Origin of the sequence: Paenibacillus sp. 8b26 (genome assembly GCF_050626875.1) — a bacterium.
Taxonomy (GTDB): domain Bacteria; phylum Bacillota; class Bacilli; order Paenibacillales; family Paenibacillaceae; genus Paenibacillus.
Genome location: NZ_CP192445.1, coordinates 4,291,970 through 4,309,396 on the forward strand (window position 1 = coordinate 4,291,970; position 17,427 = coordinate 4,309,396).

At 47.3% G+C, this 17,427-nt stretch carries 14 protein-coding genes and 1 riboswitch; of the genes, 8 read left to right on the forward strand and 6 right to left on the reverse strand.

Annotated elements, in window-relative coordinates; all coding sequences use genetic code 11:
- Positions 1-85: 85 nt before the first annotated feature.
- Both ACQ4MX_RS19865 and ACQ4MX_RS19870 read right to left on the reverse strand, forming a co-directional pair.
- Entirely contained in the window at positions 86-1,552 is a 1,467-nt protein-coding gene (locus ACQ4MX_RS19865) for an amino acid permease (RefSeq protein ID WP_431086917.1), read from the reverse strand.
- A 134-nt stretch (positions 1,553-1,686) separates the two neighbouring features.
- Positions 1,687-1,889: riboswitch (Lysine riboswitch) on the reverse strand.
- Positions 1,890-2,011: 122 nt separating this feature from the next.
- On the reverse strand, positions 2,012-3,145 hold the full coding sequence (locus tag ACQ4MX_RS19870; protein ID WP_431086919.1) for a virulence factor: 1,134 nt from the start codon (positions 3,143-3,145) through the stop codon (positions 2,012-2,014).
- A gap of 465 nt (positions 3,146-3,610) precedes the next feature.
- Between ACQ4MX_RS19870 and ACQ4MX_RS19875 the strand changes: the two genes are divergently transcribed.
- From ACQ4MX_RS19875 to ACQ4MX_RS19890, 4 genes are all read left to right on the forward strand, one after another.
- Positions 3,611-4,957, forward strand: a complete 1,347-nt coding sequence (locus tag ACQ4MX_RS19875) for a cytochrome ubiquinol oxidase subunit I (protein ID WP_431086921.1) — start codon at positions 3,611-3,613, stop codon at positions 4,955-4,957.
- Entirely contained in the window at positions 4,954-5,985 is a 1,032-nt protein-coding gene (locus ACQ4MX_RS19880; protein WP_431086924.1) for a cytochrome d ubiquinol oxidase subunit II, read from the forward strand. The genes ACQ4MX_RS19875 and ACQ4MX_RS19880 overlap by 4 nt, the downstream gene beginning before the upstream one ends.
- A gap of 6 nt (positions 5,986-5,991) precedes the next feature.
- Positions 5,992-6,102, forward strand: coding sequence for a cytochrome bd oxidase small subunit CydS (cydS, locus tag ACQ4MX_RS19885; RefSeq protein ID WP_007432143.1), 111 nt, complete (start codon positions 5,992-5,994; stop codon positions 6,100-6,102).
- 193 nt (positions 6,103-6,295) lie between these two features.
- Entirely contained in the window at positions 6,296-7,306 is a 1,011-nt protein-coding gene (locus ACQ4MX_RS19890; protein ID WP_431086926.1) for an MBL fold metallo-hydrolase, read from the forward strand.
- A 112-nt stretch (positions 7,307-7,418) separates the two neighbouring features.
- On the opposite strand, the gene isdG is transcribed toward ACQ4MX_RS19890, so the two are convergent.
- Genes isdG through ACQ4MX_RS19910 form a run of 4 tightly spaced genes read right to left on the reverse strand, consistent with a single transcriptional unit; the run spans position 7,419 to position 10,547 of the window.
- Positions 7,419-7,775, reverse strand: a complete 357-nt coding sequence (gene isdG / locus ACQ4MX_RS19895) for a heme oxygenase (RefSeq protein WP_431086928.1) — start codon at positions 7,773-7,775, stop codon at positions 7,419-7,421.
- Position 7,776: 1 nt separating this feature from the next.
- The gene (locus ACQ4MX_RS19900) at positions 7,777-8,568 is read right to left on the reverse strand and encodes an ABC transporter ATP-binding protein (RefSeq protein WP_431086930.1); all 792 of its coding nucleotides are present in this window, start codon (positions 8,566-8,568) and stop codon (positions 7,777-7,779) included.
- Complete coding sequence (locus tag ACQ4MX_RS19905) at positions 8,565-9,563, reverse strand: FecCD family ABC transporter permease (RefSeq protein ID WP_431086932.1); 999 nt, start codon at positions 9,561-9,563, stop codon at positions 8,565-8,567. Before ACQ4MX_RS19905 ends, ACQ4MX_RS19900 begins: the two co-directional genes overlap by 4 nt.
- Positions 9,564-9,566: 3 nt before the next feature.
- Positions 9,567-10,547 (reverse strand): ABC transporter substrate-binding protein, encoded by a 981-nt coding sequence (locus tag ACQ4MX_RS19910; protein ID WP_431086934.1) that lies wholly within the window; start codon positions 10,545-10,547, stop codon positions 9,567-9,569.
- A gap of 397 nt (positions 10,548-10,944) precedes the next feature.
- Between ACQ4MX_RS19910 and isdC the strand changes: the two genes are divergently transcribed.
- The 4 genes from isdC (at position 10,945) to ACQ4MX_RS19930 (ending at position 17,310) form a co-directional block, all read left to right on the forward strand.
- Entirely contained in the window at positions 10,945-11,460 is a 516-nt protein-coding gene (gene isdC, locus ACQ4MX_RS19915) for a heme uptake protein IsdC (RefSeq protein WP_431086936.1), read from the forward strand.
- A gap of 71 nt (positions 11,461-11,531) precedes the next feature.
- Complete coding sequence (locus tag ACQ4MX_RS19920; RefSeq protein ID WP_431086938.1) at positions 11,532-11,999, forward strand: NEAT domain-containing protein; 468 nt, start codon at positions 11,532-11,534, stop codon at positions 11,997-11,999.
- 32 nt (positions 12,000-12,031) lie between these two features.
- Positions 12,032-12,520 (forward strand): NEAT domain-containing protein, encoded by a 489-nt coding sequence (locus ACQ4MX_RS19925; protein WP_431086941.1) that lies wholly within the window; start codon positions 12,032-12,034, stop codon positions 12,518-12,520.
- Positions 12,521-12,612: 92 nt separating this feature from the next.
- Entirely contained in the window at positions 12,613-17,310 is a 4,698-nt protein-coding gene (locus ACQ4MX_RS19930) for an NEAT domain-containing protein (protein ID WP_431086943.1), read from the forward strand.
- Positions 17,311-17,427: the final 117 nt, after the last annotated feature.

Here is a 17,427-nt window from a genome sequence, read left to right on the forward strand (position 1 = left end):
TGCGGATGAACCTGATCTGATCCATAGGACCGTTCATCCGCATTTCCACCTGTATATGCCCGGAGACGGGCTTTTTTGCTATTGTTTATTTACCGGAAGACGCATCCGGGTCCAAATCACACTCGTTTAGTGGAACGATTTTGGTACGCTTGATCCATTTGTAGCCGAGCCACAGAAGAAGGAACAGCGGCACACTCATGTACGTAGCGATCATTGTTTTCCAGTCAATGGCTTGCCCGGTAAAGGCATCGGCACCTTGCCCGATAATCACGATGATACACAGTGCGAAGGCAAACAAGGGACCAAACGGGAACCAGCGGGCTTTGTACGGAAGCTCACTCAGACTGCGACCCTGTGCTGTAAAGGCACGGCGGAAACGATAATGGCTGACAGCAATACCAACCCATGTAATAAATCCGCACATCCCGGAAGCATTCAGGAGCCAGTTGTAGACCACACCGTCCCCATACAGGGAGGCGAGGAATGCCAGCATACCGACAGCGGTTGTGATCAGCAGTGCATTCATAGGAATGCCGCGTCGATTGATATGTCCGAGGAAACGGGGGGCTTTACCTTCCCGTGCCAAAGCGTACAGTACACGTGTTGCCGCGTACATCCCGGAATTACCTGCCGACAATACGGAAGTCAAAATGACGGCGTTCATAACGGAGGCGGCAATCGCAAGCCCCGCTTTTTCAAATACCAGTGTGAACGGGCTGACCCCGATGTCACTGATATCTCCCCGCAGCAAATTCGGATTGGTGTACGGAATAATCAATCCAATGACGAGAATCGCCAGAATATAAAAGAACAGGATGCGCCAAAAGATTTGACGGATGGCGCGCGGCACATTTTCACGCGGATTTTCACTCTCTCCGGCGGCTACCCCGATCAGCTCCGTTCCCTGAAAGGAAAAGCCTGCGGCCATGAACACGCCCAATACGGCGAAAAATCCGCCGTGGAACGGGGCATCCCCCACAGTGAAGTTAGCGAAGCCAATCGCTGGACCTCCCATAATGCCGAAGATCATCAGCACACCAACGGCGAGAAAGATAACCACGGTCACAATTTTAATCATCGCGAACCAGTATTCGGATTCACCGTAACCTTTGACCGTCAGCGCGTTCAGCGCGAAGATCACGGCTAGAAATAACAAACTCCACCAGGCGGAGTGACTTTCGGGAAACCAGTATTTGATCAGTACGGTCGCTGCTGCCAATTCGGCGGCAATTGTCACGGCCCAGTTGTACCAGAAGTTCCAGCCCATGGCGAAACCAAAAGCCGGATCGACGAAGCGACCTGCGTAGGTATTAAAAGAGCCGGATTCAGGCATAAACGTAGCCAGTTCGCCGAGGCTGGTCATCAGGAAGTAAACCATGAGGCCGACCGCTGCATAAGCCAACAGGGCGCCTCCGGGACCGGCTTCTGCAACCGCGCCTCCACTGGCGAGGAACAGGCCCGTTCCGATGGAACCCCCGAGGGCGATCATCGTCATATGTCGGGCTTTGAGACTTTTCCGCAAGGTTGCGGCAGGTGATGCTTTGTGTTGCACGTTCAAACACTCCTTCATGAAATGGTATTTCATGTCAGGGCAAGAGCCAGAAGGAGGGGGATTACAAACGTCAAAAGACCGCAGGGAATACGCCTGCGGCCTTGTCTATGCATTCCGCACCATACCTTCTTCTATAACAAGATAGCTCAACACACGTGTCTGTGTTAGGACATCGCGTGACAGTTCTGCTCCTTTCGGTTAGCAGCCCCAGCATTCGGAGTATTTACAAAGAGTCAGCTCCGCATACTTCGGCGGGTGCACCTTTCCACAGGAATCACAGACGGCTCTTGGCGTCTCCTCCGGTGTACTGATTACATCCGCGACCTCTACCTCATCATAAAACAGGTTTGATGAGGTGTATGACATGATATGTTATTGTATAGCAAACTAAAGTATAGCGTACCTGTACATCTTCTGACAATCGACAATTTTTTGAAGGTCCATTCGTAAAATCATAAATCAAGAGTTGCGCTTGGCCATCTGCTGCCAAACCGTCCCTGCGGCTTGTTCGCCTGATTCAATGCGCTCCAGCGCCATTTTGGCCTGTAGACTGACCTCGAATTCGGGGTCATCTACAGCTTTCTCCAGCGCGTCACGCGCGTCCTCGGTGCCGACCTCGTACAAAAAACGGGCAGCCCGCCAGCGAACCAGCTTGCTGTTATCTGACAAGGCTCCGATCATAGCTCCGGTAGCTGCCGGGTCGCCGATATCCGACAGCGTATCGCCCGCCGTACGGCGTACGGCCGCTGAAGGATCGCGTAGCGCCTCGGACAGCAGCTCCATCGCCTCCGGTGTGCGCAGATCACCCAAATAGACGATCCCCAGCCGCCGTAGCTGCATTTTGTCGTCATGCAGCGCTTGGCGGATGAGTGGCAAATGCTCGGGCGTCGGCTCCAGCCGATCCAGCGCGGCGTAGCGGGTACGCCAATCCTTGTGCTGTAGGGCCTGCTCCAGCTCGGCATCGCTCCATTCGCGGCGTTCCTCCACGAATTCGCTGTTGTCCGCGCCGTGGGCAATCGCCTGCTGGATAATCTGCTCCAGCCGCTCCTGCGGGAAGGCTGCCTCCAGCTCCTGCTCCACCTCGCGCGCGATATCCGGCAGTTCTCCATAGCGGACGCCGTAATCGCTCAGCTTGCGCTCCTTGATCAGCGTCGCACTGGCTACCCGGGTTACGGCCTGCACGAAACGGTCGGACAAGGAAATCCGTTCCTCCTGCTGGCCCGCTTTGACCCGGATTTGCATCGGAATGCCCCGGAAAAATTGCACAAATACCTGTGCCTCACCAAATGCTTCCCCGGAGGTTTCCTCTGGCAAGTCCCAATTGGCGTCTGCACCTTCCTCGCCTAGCTGGTCGCGAACCTGACCCAGAATGGTGGACCAATCTGCGTTTCCTTTGCGATCAAGGGCTACAAAATCCGTCGTGTGAAACACGCTTTTAACTCCTTCAATGCCCAGCATACGCCGGATAAAGGGGGGAGCGGAGCGTTCATTAGCCCGTGTATATGTTCTGCGAATGCCCGCTTCCAGCCGCTCATCCAGATGCAGCATCATGGTGTTCGGACTGGGAGTTGGCTCGATAGATGTTATTTTCATAGCGCGGTACAGCCTCCTATTCAAAAGTTCTCCATATATAGCTTATCTGTATTGTACCTCATTCTATGAATGTCTCCAAAGAGGGAGTTCGTCATTTTGATGAAAACACAATGATAAATCTCACACTAATGAGGCTAAAAAGTAGCTACCCAGAACGATTCGACTGCACATGGCAATATCCAAATGGAATCCTGCCAAATTTATAGCGGCAGAATGGTTAAAAATAACAAAATTTAGCTAGACTAAGAGATATGTTCTCCCCATGCTCCAAACGACGAGTAAAGGAGGCGTTCCCATGTTCCGCAAGCAGGAAAGGACGCTCATTATTGTGTGTATTGTGATAGCGGCTATTATGCTGTACGCAGTCATTAAAAGCATAGCCCGCCTGACCCCCTAGATCGTAATCCGAAGGAATGCATGCAGGTGCTTTCTATTTAAAATGTGAAATGAAGGAGTGAGTACCATTTGTCTTCACTGGACCCCGTATTGCTAAGCCGGATGTTGACCGGAATTACCCTGTTTGTTCATATTGTATTTGCATCTATCGGTGTTGGTGTACCTTTGATGATTGCACTCGCGGAATGGCGCGGGCTGCGAACTGGTGATCCGCATTATACACTGCTGGCCCGACGGTGGGCGCGAGGGTTTGTCATCACTGTTGCCGTAGGTGTCGTTACAGGCACTGCGATTGGTCTGCAGCTCAGCTTGCTTTGGCCCACCTTTATGCGGGTGGCTGGACAAGCGATTGCGCTGCCCCTGTTTTTGGAGACGTTTGCTTTTTTCATCGAAGCTATATTCCTGGGCATCTACTTGTATACCTGGGATCGGTTTAAAAGCAAATATTTTCACCTGATGCTGCTCATCCCGGTAGCGATTGCCTCATCTGCATCAGCGGTTTTTATTACGACTGTGAACTCGTTCATGAACCAACCTCAAGGTTTTACACTCAAAAATGGAGTCATGACTGATATTCATCCCATCCAGGCCATGCTAAATCCGGCCACCCCGACCAAAGTTTCTCATGTACTGGCTTCTTCGTATACATTGAGCGCTGGGGTGCTGATGGGACTGGCTGCTTACAGCATGCTGCGGGGACGCAATCACCCTTATTTCAAAAAGGCACTGAAGCTGACTGCCACCTGTACCATTGTGTTTGCCATCAGTACAGTGATGATTGGAGACGCATCCGGTAAATTTCTGGCCAAATATCAGCCAGAGAAGCTGGCAGCCGCCGAATGGCATTTTGATACGATGACGCACGCGCCCTTCGTATATGGCGGATATATGGATAAGAACGGTGAAATCAAATATGCGCTGAAAGTGCCTTATGCACTTAGTGTGTTGGCAGGGAACCTGCCCAGTACGGAGGTCAAGGGCTTAAATGATTATCCCGTAGATCAGCGTCCGCCACTGTCTATCCATTATATGTTTGACCTCAAAATCACCACAGGGGTGCTGATTCTCGTCATTCCGCTGTTATATCTGATCCGCAAGCGTTTGCCAGGTCGCAAACCGTACCCCAGATGGCTACTGTTGGCGCTCATTCTGGTAGGGCCGATGGCGATGGTAGCTATTGAGCTCGGATGGATGTTTGCAGAGGTCGGTAGACAGCCGTGGATTTTACGCGGATATATGAAGGTGTCCGAAGCAGCAACCACTTCTACGAGTGTCGGGTGGATGCTGGTGTTGTTTGTTATTTTGTATCTGGTGCTGTGTTTCTCGGCCATTAAGGTACTCAGCAAGCTATTCCGCAATAAGGATGCGGTGGAAGAGATAAGGCAGCTGGGTATGGAAGGGGCTGAAGGGAAGTGAGCTATGAAATTGTCGGTATCGCCATTTTGTGGACCTTCCTGTTCGGTTATTTGATTGTGGCATCTATTGATTTTGGCGCAGGCTTTTTCAGCTTTTACAGTGTGCTGACAGGTCACCAGAACAAAATCCACAACATTATTCAACGGTATTTATCGCCGGTGTGGGAGGTAACGAACGTATTTCTCATTTTTTTCGTGGTAGGACTGAATGGTTTCTTCCCGGATGCGGCTTATTACTACGGCACAGCGCTGCTCGTTCCCGGCAGTATTGCAATTGTGCTTCTCGCGATCCGCGGGGTGTATTATGCGTACAATACGTATGGACATTCCGGTACAAATAATATCGTCTACATGGCATTGTACGGTGCGACAGGGCTGCTGATCCCGGCGGCGCTGTCGACGGTTCTCGCCATTTCGGAAGGCGGCATTATTGTGGAAGACAGCACAGGTGTTCATCTGCGATGGGGTGAGTTAATAAGCAACTCCTATACGTGGGCGGTTATTCTCCTGGCGCTGGTGAGTGTGCTGTATATCTCGGCGATGTTTTTGTCCTTTTATGCCAAAAGGGCAGGGGACAAGGTCGCTTTTGAAATCGTGCGCGGGTACGCGCTATTCTGGAGTGGTCCTACGATTGTGGCGAGTCTGCTCGCATTTTTTCAGATTAACAAACAAAATCCAGACCACTTTGCCAATATGCTGAACATGGCCTGGATGTTTGTCGCCTCCTTCGTCTGCTTTGTCGGAGCTGTTTATCTGGTATGGCGTCGTCGTCATCTCGGAACCTCATTTATTCTGGTTATGCTGCAATTTGCATTTGCCTGGTATGGCTATGGTCGCTCGCATCTGCCGTATGTTTTGTATCCCTACATTAATGTGCATCACAGCTTTACGAACTCCGTTATGGCATATGCATTGATTACGGCGTTTAGTGCGGGGCTGCTGGTGCTGATCCCGTCACTGATCCTGATCTTGAGACTGTTCCTGTTCGATGCGGATTATGTGCGAGGACAAGCGGGGAAGAAAGGGTGAGTACAAATGGCTGCTTTCGAGCATTTTACGATCATGTATGAGTCGCCTATTATTATTGTGGTGGCGATTGTGTTTCTGTTTATATACTCGGCACGCTTTAAAAATCCACAGGACTGACAGCAACATCTGAGATGGCCCTTCCTGATTGATGGGGAGGGTCCATTTTTGCATGTAAAAGGCGGATTGAATTATACTTTACATACACCAGCATGTTGCATCATTTGATGTTCACACTCGCGTGTAATATATAAATGAATTAATCCGTTTCGATCTCTTTGGAGAACGGGTCCGTCAGGGGAGGAGTTACATCATGCCCAAAGTTCGTTTTAACAACATGGATCATGTCAACACCGATAAAACACTCAAGCAATTCAGACAGTGGCGGCAGGAGCGCCGCAGCAAAACGAAGGATTATACGTTCGTTGTTCCGAACCATCCCCCGGAGCTGGAGTTTCTGCACAGTAACCGGGAAACGACGACGGCGACCTGGGTAGGGCATTCTACCTTTTTCATTCAGTATCTCGGACTGAACATCGTTACGGATCCGGTGTGGGCTGAGCGTATGGCTTTCGACAAAAGACTGGCTCCGCCCGGCATCCGCATTCAGGATGTACCGCCGTTGGACATCATTCTGCTGTCTCATTCGCATTATGATCATTTGCATATGGAATCGTTGCGCAAATTGTACCGTGCAGATACGCTGATGCTCGTACCTTCGGGGTTAAAGTCGAAAATGGTCCGCAAAGGCTTCCGTAACTGCCATGAGCTGAAATGGTGGGATCACTTTACGGTAGGCGGGGTGCGATTCACATTTGTTCCGGCCCAGCATTGGACGCGGCGTACGCCGTTTGATACGAATACTTCGCATTGGGGTGGATACGTGCTGCAAAGTGAGCAGCAGGTGATTGGCTCTGCCACGTCTGTCACAGAATCGCATACTCATTCTAATTCAGATACAGCAGTTGCACCGACGTTGTACTTTGTAGGAGATACCGGGTATTTCCGCGGCTTTAAGGAGGTTGGCGAGCGCTTTGACATTGACCTGACCTTTATGCCAATTGGTGCGTATGAGCCAGAATGGTTCATGACCTCGCAGCATGTGACACCGGAGGAGGCATTGCAAGGGTTTGTGGATTGTGGTGCGGATCAGATGATCCCGATGCATTACGGAGCTTTTAAGCTGGCGGATGATACGCCGAGAGAGGCGCTGGATCGTCTCGAAGCGGAGCGTGAACGCTTGGGCATCGCCAAGGAGCGCATTCATATACTGGGACACGGTGAGACGCTGAAAATTCAAAGCCGCTGTTCAACTACAATCTGAGGCTTCACATAAAAAGCGACTCTGCGGACAATGGTCTGCGGAGTCGCTTTTTATGGTTGTTTTGAATGGGTGAAAAGGTGCAGGCAGACAAGTCTGTCGCTGTGTTACAGGATTAAACCGCTTCGGTATCGTTCTCCAGAAAGGAATCGGAGTCGGCGTTGCTAATGGGATGACGCACGATTTTGACTTCATAGAACGTGATTTTATTATCTAAAATATAGTCCGGAATTTGGCGGTGGCTGTGTGATTCACGGAAAGCTTCGCTTTTGGTCCAGCCTTGGAAGTTCTCTTTTTCCTTCCAGCGTGTGCTGATCGTTACTTCATCATAATCTTTTGTGTTTTCAGTGAGCAGTACTTCCAGACCGAGGAAGCCTTCCATTTTCTCCACTTTACCTTCTTTGTTAAAGCGTTCGATGAGCAAATGGGCATTGCCCGGGGTGATTTTAGATGTATTTGTAACGATAACCATATTAAATTCCTCCTGAATGATGTGGTATGGTCGGTATAATGACCGGATAGCCATCCTCAAATTTGATCGTAGCGTTCATTTCATAAATGTCGCGAAGAAAAGCAGACGTCAAAATCTGACGGGGTTCGCCGGCAATGGCGATTCGTCCCCTTTTAAGCGCAATCATATGATGACAATAGGCCGCAGCTTGCTGCAAATCATGCAGTACCATAACAATCGTCAAGCCGGACTCGTGATTGATACGCCTCAGCATATCCATAACCTCAAATTGATGAGCGATATCCAGAAAAGTGGTAGGTTCATCGAGCAAAAGAATACCCGTTTGTTGGGCCAAAGCCATTGCAATTCGCGCTTTTTGTTGTTCACCTCCCGATAGAGTATGGAACATCCGATCCGCATAGGGCTTCATGCCTGTGATTTCTATGACATGGTCCACAATATACTGATCCTGTCCGGTATGCCGTGTCCTCAAGCCTTTGGCATGAGGGGATCTTCCGTAAGCGACCAGCTCACGAACCGTTAATAACGGCAGCATATCCTTCATTTGCGGCAGCATTGTAATCGTCTGGGCAAAATCGCGCCGCTTGTATTCCTGAACCGGCTTGCCCAGTACGGAAACCTGCCCCTGATCTTGCTTGAGCAGCCGTGTAATAATCCGCAAAAGCGTGGACTTGCCCGAACCGTTGGGCCCGACAATCGCGGTGAGCTGTCTGGCGGGTAAGGTAATGTTTACATCGTCCAGCTTGAAATACCCGCGCTGCAAGGAGATATGATCACCCTGAATGGCTGTCATCCGAAATTCCCCCGTTTCTTGAGCAGGATTAAGAAGAACGGCGCTCCGATGACGGCCAGCAAAATACCTACAGGCAGTTCAATCGGATCAAACCAGGACCGTGCCACCGTATCTGCCAGTACGACCAGTGTCCCGCCGCCCAGAATGGAAAGGGGAAGGAGGAAACGGTAATCCTCCCCGATCAGCAGTCGGATGACATGAGGAACAACCAGTCCTACAAAACCGATCAGCCCCGCTACACTGACTGCCGTACCGGCGAGCAGGGCAGAGAGCAAAATAATGAGCAGCCGCTGAAGCTCTACACGCTGTCCGAGCAGTTGCGCTGAATCGTCGCCCAACAGCAGCAAATTGGCAGGCTTGATCGCAAACAGGGAGGCGATTAAGCCGATGATGGCGTAAGGCGCCATGAACTCCAGATGATGCCAGCTTCGTCCGTTCAATCCGCCGGATAGCCAAGGCAGAACTGCTTGCACGCGGTCGCTGTACATGACCATCACGCCGTTGGTGAGCGCGCCCAGCAGTGCGTTGATCGCAACGCCAGCCAGCACGATTTTGACTGGAGAAGCCCCCCGGTCCCAAGCCAGCAGGTAAATGACAATAGCACTAAGAAAAGCTCCCAAAAAGGCCGTTACCGGAAGAAGATAACTGAGCTGCGGAAGCATGACCATCGTGATGACCGCAGCGAGTCCACCACCGGCCGATACGCCAATAATGCCGGGATCAGCCAAGGGATTTTTCATCACTCCCTGAAGAAGTGCCCCGGAAGCTGCCAGACAGGCTCCTACGAGCAGACCCACTAATACTCTGGGGAGCCGGAGATCCATCAGAATTGTGCGATATATTGAGTCATCGTTATACAGCAAAACCTGATTGATTTCTCGTAGTGGAATCGACACCGATCCGTAAGCCAGGCCGTACACGGATACGGCTAGCAGCAGGATCGGAAGCGTAATCCAGGCGATGGTGCGTCTTCTGGCGCGTTGTAGTTTGTTCATCGCTTATTTCGCCGGATACAGCTTTTGATGCATCAAATCCAGCGCTTTAGTAACCCGTGTGCCCGGATTTGTTCCGAACAGATCAGAGGGTAATACTTCAACCTGATTGTTTTTGACTGCCCGGATTCCGCTCCAAGCTGCATTTTCCTGCATTTCCTTTATAAAAGCGGCTTTGACCTCATCCGTATTGCCGTGGGTCATAATCAGGATGTAGTCAGGGTCGGCCTGTACGATGCGTTCCGTGTTTAGCTGCGCGTATTGCGGGAAATTTTGCAGGCCCGGAAAATCAGCAGCAATATTGGCACCGCCAGCCATTTCCAGAATATTTCCGCCTAATGAATTCGGCAACGCCGCCATATATGTGGCCGGGGCTCCGTAAACAAGCAGCACTCTAGGTTTGGAGGCAGAGGCTGTTTCCTTTTGTAATGTGGCTACCTGTTGGTCAATTTGCTGATTCAGCTTCACGGCCTGAGCCTGCTTTTGCAGTAATTGTCCGAAGAGTGTAATTTGCGATTGAATCTCTTTGACTGAATTGGCCCCTGTCAGCAGCAGTTGTGAACCAACACCTTCAATAGCTGGAATGTCTTTCTCATTCATAGGGTAATTGCCCAATACGATATCCGGTTTGAGCATCGTAATTTTCTCCAGATCGACTTCATGAGTAGAGCCTACTTGTTGAACGTTTTCAGCAGCAGGCACGACGGAAGGTCCATTCGAGTTGGGTCTACCAACGGCTGTCCCGCCCAAAGCATATATGATATCCAGATCGCCATTGCTGAGCGCAATGATATGTTGAGGGACACCTTGGAACGCCAACGTCCGTTTTGAAAAATCAGTAACCTGAATCTCTGCACCGCTTGTAGTGCCGGAAGTGGCAGATACAAATGCAGTGGCTGGTTTGTGATCTGCGGCCGGAGTACCATTACTGCATCCGGTAACTGCCAATAAAAGCGCTGCGGATGACCACAACACATAAGATTTCATGTCATTCCTCCTGCAATTTTAAGTTAAACAATAATGATAATCATTTTCATTTATACATAAGAGAATGATAATGAATATCAATAGGAATTGTCAATTGAAAAAACCAAAATTTTAAATAATTTTTTTACTGAAATGGAGTAGATGGGATTCATGGTATAGAGGAAGGTATCCTAAATTTTTCTTAAAAAATAGCATATATCAAGGGGTTATATACACGCAAATACATATTGACATTTTCGAAAAGTGTAAGATATATTGGTGATGGGTTCACTTGGTTTTGCGAATTTCTGGATGGGAAGGTGGGGAGGAAAAGCTCAAGAAGAGCTATTTTTTTAAAAATTCAATTGAGAATGATAATCAATTACTTATATTCTCGTGGGGAGGGACTGCTGTCAAAATGAAGAAGGGTTATTCTGCAATGATTGTTGTGTTTCTGCTGGTCAGTGTGCTGAGCTTTTGGCCAACTTCATCATCTGTGGTAGCCGCTACGGCTTCTACAAAATTGACGGATGGTACATACACGCTTAAATACAATATTCTCAAGGCCGAAAACGATTCTGTATCCATGGCTAATGACTATTTTGAGAAGCCAGCCAAGCTGTATGTGAAAAAAGGCCAAATGACCATGCAAATTAAGCTGAATCACAGCGAATGGACAACCGGGTTTAAAGTGGATTACAAAGGCAAAATCATCGACACAAAGGTCATTCACAAGGACACCAAAACCGATACCCGCACTGTACAATTTCCAATAACAACTGTGAACAGCCCGCTGATTTCAAAAATTCATGTTACCGTCCCTGCGTATAACTACGATCATGACTATACCATTCGCTTCGCTTTTGATTCCAAAAGTGTCAAAAAAGTAGCAGTTGTCCAGTCTACGAAATCAACGAAATCTTCTAAGAAGTAAATTCAAGCAATCTTATTGTTCATGAAATCAACATAAATTCAAGCATAAAAAATGGAGGAGTGTGTGTAAATATGAATATGGTAATGAATCACTTTGAGCAGTTTTCTTTCAAAAAGGTACTCGTTGCATTGATCATGACAGCGCTTGTTTTTGCAGTTATTGCTCCGTTCTCTGCTAAAGCGGCAGCAGTCGACGGCACGTATGCAGTAGACTATACCGTTCTGAAAGATCAAACGAATGAAACCTCCCGTCTGGATAGCTATTTGACGAAACCAGCTCAGGTTATTGTAGCTAATGGCAAAAATGTTGTTCGTTTGACTGTGAAAAGCAGCAATCTGATCACAACGTTCAAAGTGGAGCAAAACGGCGTACTGCAAGATGCGACTGTGGTAAGCACTGATACTGCCAACAACACTCGCGTAGTGGAATTCGAAGTTGCTGACCTGAATGCTAAAGTCAACGCTTACGCTGAAATCACCATTCCAGTCATTGGCTACACAGGCAAGTATGACGTACAACTGCAATTCGACGAAATCTAATCCACAATAAAACGTAGAAGGAGACTGAGAACATGAACATGATCATGAACCGTATGGATTTGAAAAAAGTAATGCTTACTGTATTGATGGCTGCTCTGGTATTTGTTGTACTAGCTCCGTTTTCTGCAAATAAAGCGAATGCGGCTTTGCCTAACGGTACGTATCAGTTACCTTATACGGTTTATAAAGATGGAACCACTGAAAAATCCTACATGGATACCAATGGTTATGTTAAAAAACCTGCTACTTTAATTGTTTCTAATGGTCAAAACAAAGTTAGAGTTGCTATTACGAAGAGTGCTTGGGTAACTGAGTTTAAAACACAACAAAACGGTCAATATGTGAATGCGACTGTGGTAAGCACATCAGGAGATACAAGAATAGTAGAGTTCCCTGTAAGTAGCTCGTCCCAAAAATTGAACGTTAAACTGCATGTAAGTGTGCCTAAAGAATACACTGGTGGTATTCCATACGATCATGATTATGTGGTTCAATTCCAATTTGACGACAGCGATATTTAAGTTTTTTTGTAAAAATATTGATTTGAACTGAATACTCATTTGGAGTTTCAAAGCTCCAAATGAGTATATTTTAAGTAGGGGGATACATCATTTTGAAAAGCCGATTCAACAAATATTTTACGACATTTGCCGCTATTATAATGTTGTTTTCTTTATTTTCCCCGTATGTACTGGCGGCGTCTGAGGATGAGTCATCTCAAACTAATCAGTCTAGCTCCAGCACTACAGTAACTAGTGCAACCTATGCTACCTATGAGGAAGCACCTAGCACATATACCGAACCTGCTAATGCCACAACGGCTACCTATGCTGATGGGGAATATCTTATCGACTACAAGCCTTTAAGAAAGACCTCTACTGGAAGCACTCGGGATTCGAGTTTTAAAACGAACTATACCTTCCCTGGGGATTTGACAATCCAAGATGGAAAATATCATTTTTCATTTAAGTTTGCGGAAGCTCAAGGTCTTTCGAAATTTTCAGTAGAACAAAACGGGGAAACGGTTCCCGCAAAAATAGAAGTAGATTCCGGAAAAACTTCGGGAACTGTAAGTTTCGATGTTTATGATTTTCATCAAAATGTAAATACGGAGTTTGGATTTAATAGCAGTTCTCCATGGTATGTAGATACCGATCCGGACTATTCGGTGAAGGAATGGATTGAGTTTGATCCTTCCAGTCTGAGATTTAAAAACTCAACGGAGAATCCAACCGTTCCACCAGTAACACCACCGGTAACGCCTCCTAGTGGAGGAGAAAAACTATCCGATTTGGACTTTTCCCTTTTGAAGGATGGAACGGATGAAAAGTCTACGATGGATGGGTATACAGAGAAACCGGGTGCTCTGATTAGGCGTGACGGTAAACAATATGCCCAATTTACATTGAAGAACAGTAAGCAGATTGATGGCTTCAAGGTAGAACAAAACGGAGTGTTAACTGACACTTCCGTAGTAAGTGAAGATCAAACTGCAAATACACGAATTATTGAATTTGAAGTCCAGGAACTGCCTGCCAAGCTGAACGCATGGGTAAGTATCAACTGGCCGGAGGTAAACTATGTAGGTACCTACAATGTAGATCTTCAGTTGGCTGCAGTACAGTCACCATCAACTTTGGCAGATGGAACATACTCCATTAACTTCAATGCTCTGCATGCTACCAAGGATCAAGCTTCGGCAATGGCGCAATATCTGTTGTCTCCGGCGACTTTGACGGTAACGAAGGGTCAATATGAGGCTTCTTTTACCATCAAAGACAGCACGACAGTGACGGAGTTCAAAACAGAGCAAAACGGAACGCTAACGGATGCAGATATTGTAAGTGAGGACAAGACAGCCAATACTCGCATTGTGAAATTCAAGGTAGCGGATTTGGACGCTATTCTGAATGCACAAGTACATGTAAGCACAAGTTTTCAAGGAACTGTGTATGAAATGGATCATAAGATCCGTCTCCAGTTCGACAAGAGTAGTATTACTGAAACGGGTACATCTCCTCCAGTAACGAGTTCTAATTTGAACTTCACCCTTTTGAAGGATGGAACAGATGAAAAGTCCATGATGGATGGATATACGGAAAAACCAGGCGTTTTGGTTGAACGTGATGGTAAGAAGTATGTTCGTTTCACCTTGAAAAACAGCAAGCAAATTGATGGCTTTAAAGTAGAACAAAAGGGAGTATTAGAGAATGTTACCACGATAAGTGAGGACAAAAATGCTAACACGCGCGTTGTTGAATTTGAAGTCAAAGAAGTGCCAGCCAAGCTGAATGCATGGGTTAGCATCAATTGGCCTGAATTGAACTACGTGCAGACGTATAATGTTGATCTTCAACTGGGTTCTGCAACCCCATCAGACTTGGCCGATGGAACGTATTCGATTAAGTTCGATACGCTTCATGCAACCAAGGAAGAAGCATCTTCGATGGCAAGATACCTGGTGTCTCCTGCAACATTGACGGTGCAAAAGGGTCAGTATGAAGCTTCCTTTACTGTTAAAGACAGCACTACAGTAACGAAGCTGAAAACAGAACAAAATGGAACTTTGATGGACACGGATATTGTGAGTGAGGATAAAGCAGCGAATACTCGCGTAGTGAAATTCAAAGTAGCCGATTTGGATGCCGTTTTGAATGCACAGGTGCATATCAGCACGAGTTTTAATGGAACTCCGTATGAAATGGATCATAATATCCGCCTTAAATTTGACAAAAGTAGCCTGCCGGGAACGGACAATGGTTCAAATCCGGTAACATCAAATCTGGACTTCACGCTGTTAAAAGATGGTTCAAGTGAAAAGTCCATGATGGATGGATATACTGAAAAACCAGGTACTCTGGTTGAACGTAGTGGCAAGAAATATGTACAGTTCACTTTGAAAAACAGCAAGCAAATTGATGGCTTCAAAGTAGAACAAAATGGAGTGTTGACCAACGCGATCGTAGTAAGAGAAGACAAAACGGCCAATACACGTGTGGTTGAGTTTGAAGTCAAAGAAGTGCCTGCCAAGCTGAACGCATGGGTAAGCATCAACTGGCCTGAATTGAACTATGTGAATACCTATGATGTCGATCTCCAGTTAGGAGCGGCAACAACCCCGGTTGACCCTGGAACGCCAGGTACGCCCGGAAAGGCCTTAGCTGATGGAACTTATTCAATCAACTTTGATGCGCTGCATGCTACCAAGGATCAAGCATCCGCGATGGCACGATACTTGGTGTCGCCGGCAACACTGACAGCGACTAAAGGCAAATATGAAGTGTCCATCCAGATCAAGGACAGTGCAACGATAACGAAGTTTAAAACCGAACAAAACGGAACGTTAACGGACGCAGGCACTGTGAGTGAGGATAAAGCAGCCGATACTCGCATTGTGAAGTTCTCAGTGGCAGATGTGGATACCATTTTAAACGCGCAAGTTCATGTAAGTACCAGCTACAACGGAACCATTTATGAAATGGATCATGCGATCCGCCTCAAATTCGACCGTAGCAGCATTGCGGTTAAAGGAACGGATGGCGGTACAACTCCTGGAGCTGAGAACGGCAGATACAGCATTGATTTCTCTGTACTCAAAAACGGAAGCAATGAAATATCTGTGATGGATGGCTATATGCAAAAACCAGCCACTCTATTGAAGCAATCCGGCAAAAATTTGATCCAGATCAAAATGGACAAGAGCAGCTGGATTAAAACGTTCAAGGTAAACGGTGCAGAGGCTCAGGTTATTGATCAATCGACCTCTGCAGATACAAGAACCGTCCAATTTGAAGTCGCAGATCTATCAGATAAAGTTACGGTTAATACACATGTCATTGTACCGGGTCTGGAATTGGGTGGCATCCCTTATGACCATGTATATGATGTACAGTATCAATTTGAGCCTGCTACCATTCGCAGCTTTGTCGAACCGTCCTCTACAGGGGCCCCAGATCCAATCGTTAAATTGGATTTTGACAAGCTCGTCAACGGTAAATATGTTTTGAAATTCAGCATTGTTTTGTCTGATGGAACAACAGGAGAGAATTCTCCGGCTCAACGCTTTATCACCAATGAACCAGCGCAATTAGTCGTGGAAGGCGACAAACGGTTTGTTGGTCTGAAGCTGCAAAACAGTAATGAAGTGAAGGCATTGCGCATTTGGGATAACGCAAGCGGAGGCTACAAAGACGCAGAAGTGACCCAGGAAGATGCAGCAAGTAATACCAAGAACGTTCGTTTTGGCGTAAGCGACTTTAAGAACTACGTAAAAGGACAACTGGTTGTTTACGAAGCTCCGAAGGTAGCGAGTGCTACTCCTATGGTCTTCAAAGCTGAGGATCGTGTAGAGAAGGTATACGATTTTGAATTCAAATTCGATACTAGCGATGTAACGTATTTCAACGATAAAAAGACGAGCGAAGTTGAAAAAGGGAAAAGCAATTTAGCGGATGGAGAGTATACAGCAAACTTCCGTTTGCTGGCGAACGGAACAGACAAGGAATCCCTTGTGGCTCCTTTTGTACAGAGTCTCGCGAAGCTGGTTGTGAAGAATGGCAAAGTGCAAGCACATCTGACCGTTACGGACAATCAGGCTCTGAAGTTGTTCCAAACGGATTTTGAAGGCCGTTATGCCAATCCAACCGTTGTGGGTTCCAACACGAAGGGTGACACGCGTACCATCGCTTTTGAAGTGCCTGATCTGGACAAAAAGTTGAGCGTGTACACACAGGTATATCTGCCTGAGAAATTCATTTTGAATGAAAAATTCGGCGGACAAATTCAATTTGACCGTGCATCGCTTAAAGGTGAAGGAGCAACTGCAACTACAACCGCTACTGAACCGACAGCAGCTTCTACGGACAAGGCAGTAGAACCGACTACACCTGTGGCTGAAACGAAACCTGTATTGGAGCAATCAGCTCAAACAGTCACTTCCAAAAAGCAATACACGATCAATTACAACGTATTTAAAGATAAAACGAGCGAAGCTTCCGTCATGGATGGATACCTCGATAAGCCTGCTACATTGATTGAAAAGGGAGACAAGCGTTATATTCAAGTTACTTTGAAAAATAGCTCTTGGATGCCTGTTCTTCAAGTAGAGCAGAACGGTAGCCTGAAAGATGTGGAGGTCATCTCGACATCTGGCGATACGCGTGTCGTTCAATTTGAAGTCGGGGACTTGTCTCAGAAAATCAGTGCCTACACCCACGTCATTGTGCCAGGATTGGTTCTTGGCGGCGTGCCGTATGATCACTGGTATACCGTTCAATTCAAATTTGACGAAGCGAGCCTGAAAGCAAAATAACATCAGGGCGCAGGAGCATCATACCTGCTTCAATAACAGAATAGCTTGTATGCAAGCAAGTCTTGGTGCCCTGGCATCAAGACTTGTCAGCATTTCATTACCCGAAAAGTTGAGGCT

Coding starts and splice junctions, on each gene's coding strand:
- ACQ4MX_RS19890 (WP_431086926.1), top strand. CDS start 6,296: ATGCCCAAAGTTCGTTTTAACAACATGGATCATGTCAACACCGATAAA.
- cydS (WP_007432143.1), top strand. CDS start 5,992: ATGGCTGCTTTCGAGCATTTTACGATCATGTATGAGTCGCCTATTATT.
- ACQ4MX_RS19920 (WP_431086938.1), top strand. CDS start 11,532: ATGAATATGGTAATGAATCACTTTGAGCAGTTTTCTTTCAAAAAGGTA.
- ACQ4MX_RS19900 (WP_431086930.1), bottom strand. CDS start 8,568: ATGACAGCCATTCAGGGTGATCATATCTCCTTGCAGCGCGGGTATTTC.
- isdC (WP_431086936.1), top strand. CDS start 10,945: ATGAAGAAGGGTTATTCTGCAATGATTGTTGTGTTTCTGCTGGTCAGT.
- ACQ4MX_RS19910 (WP_431086934.1), bottom strand. CDS start 10,547: ATGAAATCTTATGTGTTGTGGTCATCCGCAGCGCTTTTATTGGCAGTT.
- ACQ4MX_RS19905 (WP_431086932.1), bottom strand. CDS start 9,563: ATGAACAAACTACAACGCGCCAGAAGACGCACCATCGCCTGGATTACG.
- isdG (WP_431086928.1), bottom strand. CDS start 7,775: ATGGTTATCGTTACAAATACATCTAAAATCACCCCGGGCAATGCCCAT.
- ACQ4MX_RS19925 (WP_431086941.1), top strand. CDS start 12,032: ATGAACATGATCATGAACCGTATGGATTTGAAAAAAGTAATGCTTACT.
- ACQ4MX_RS19870 (WP_431086919.1), bottom strand. CDS start 3,145: ATGAAAATAACATCTATCGAGCCAACTCCCAGTCCGAACACCATGATG.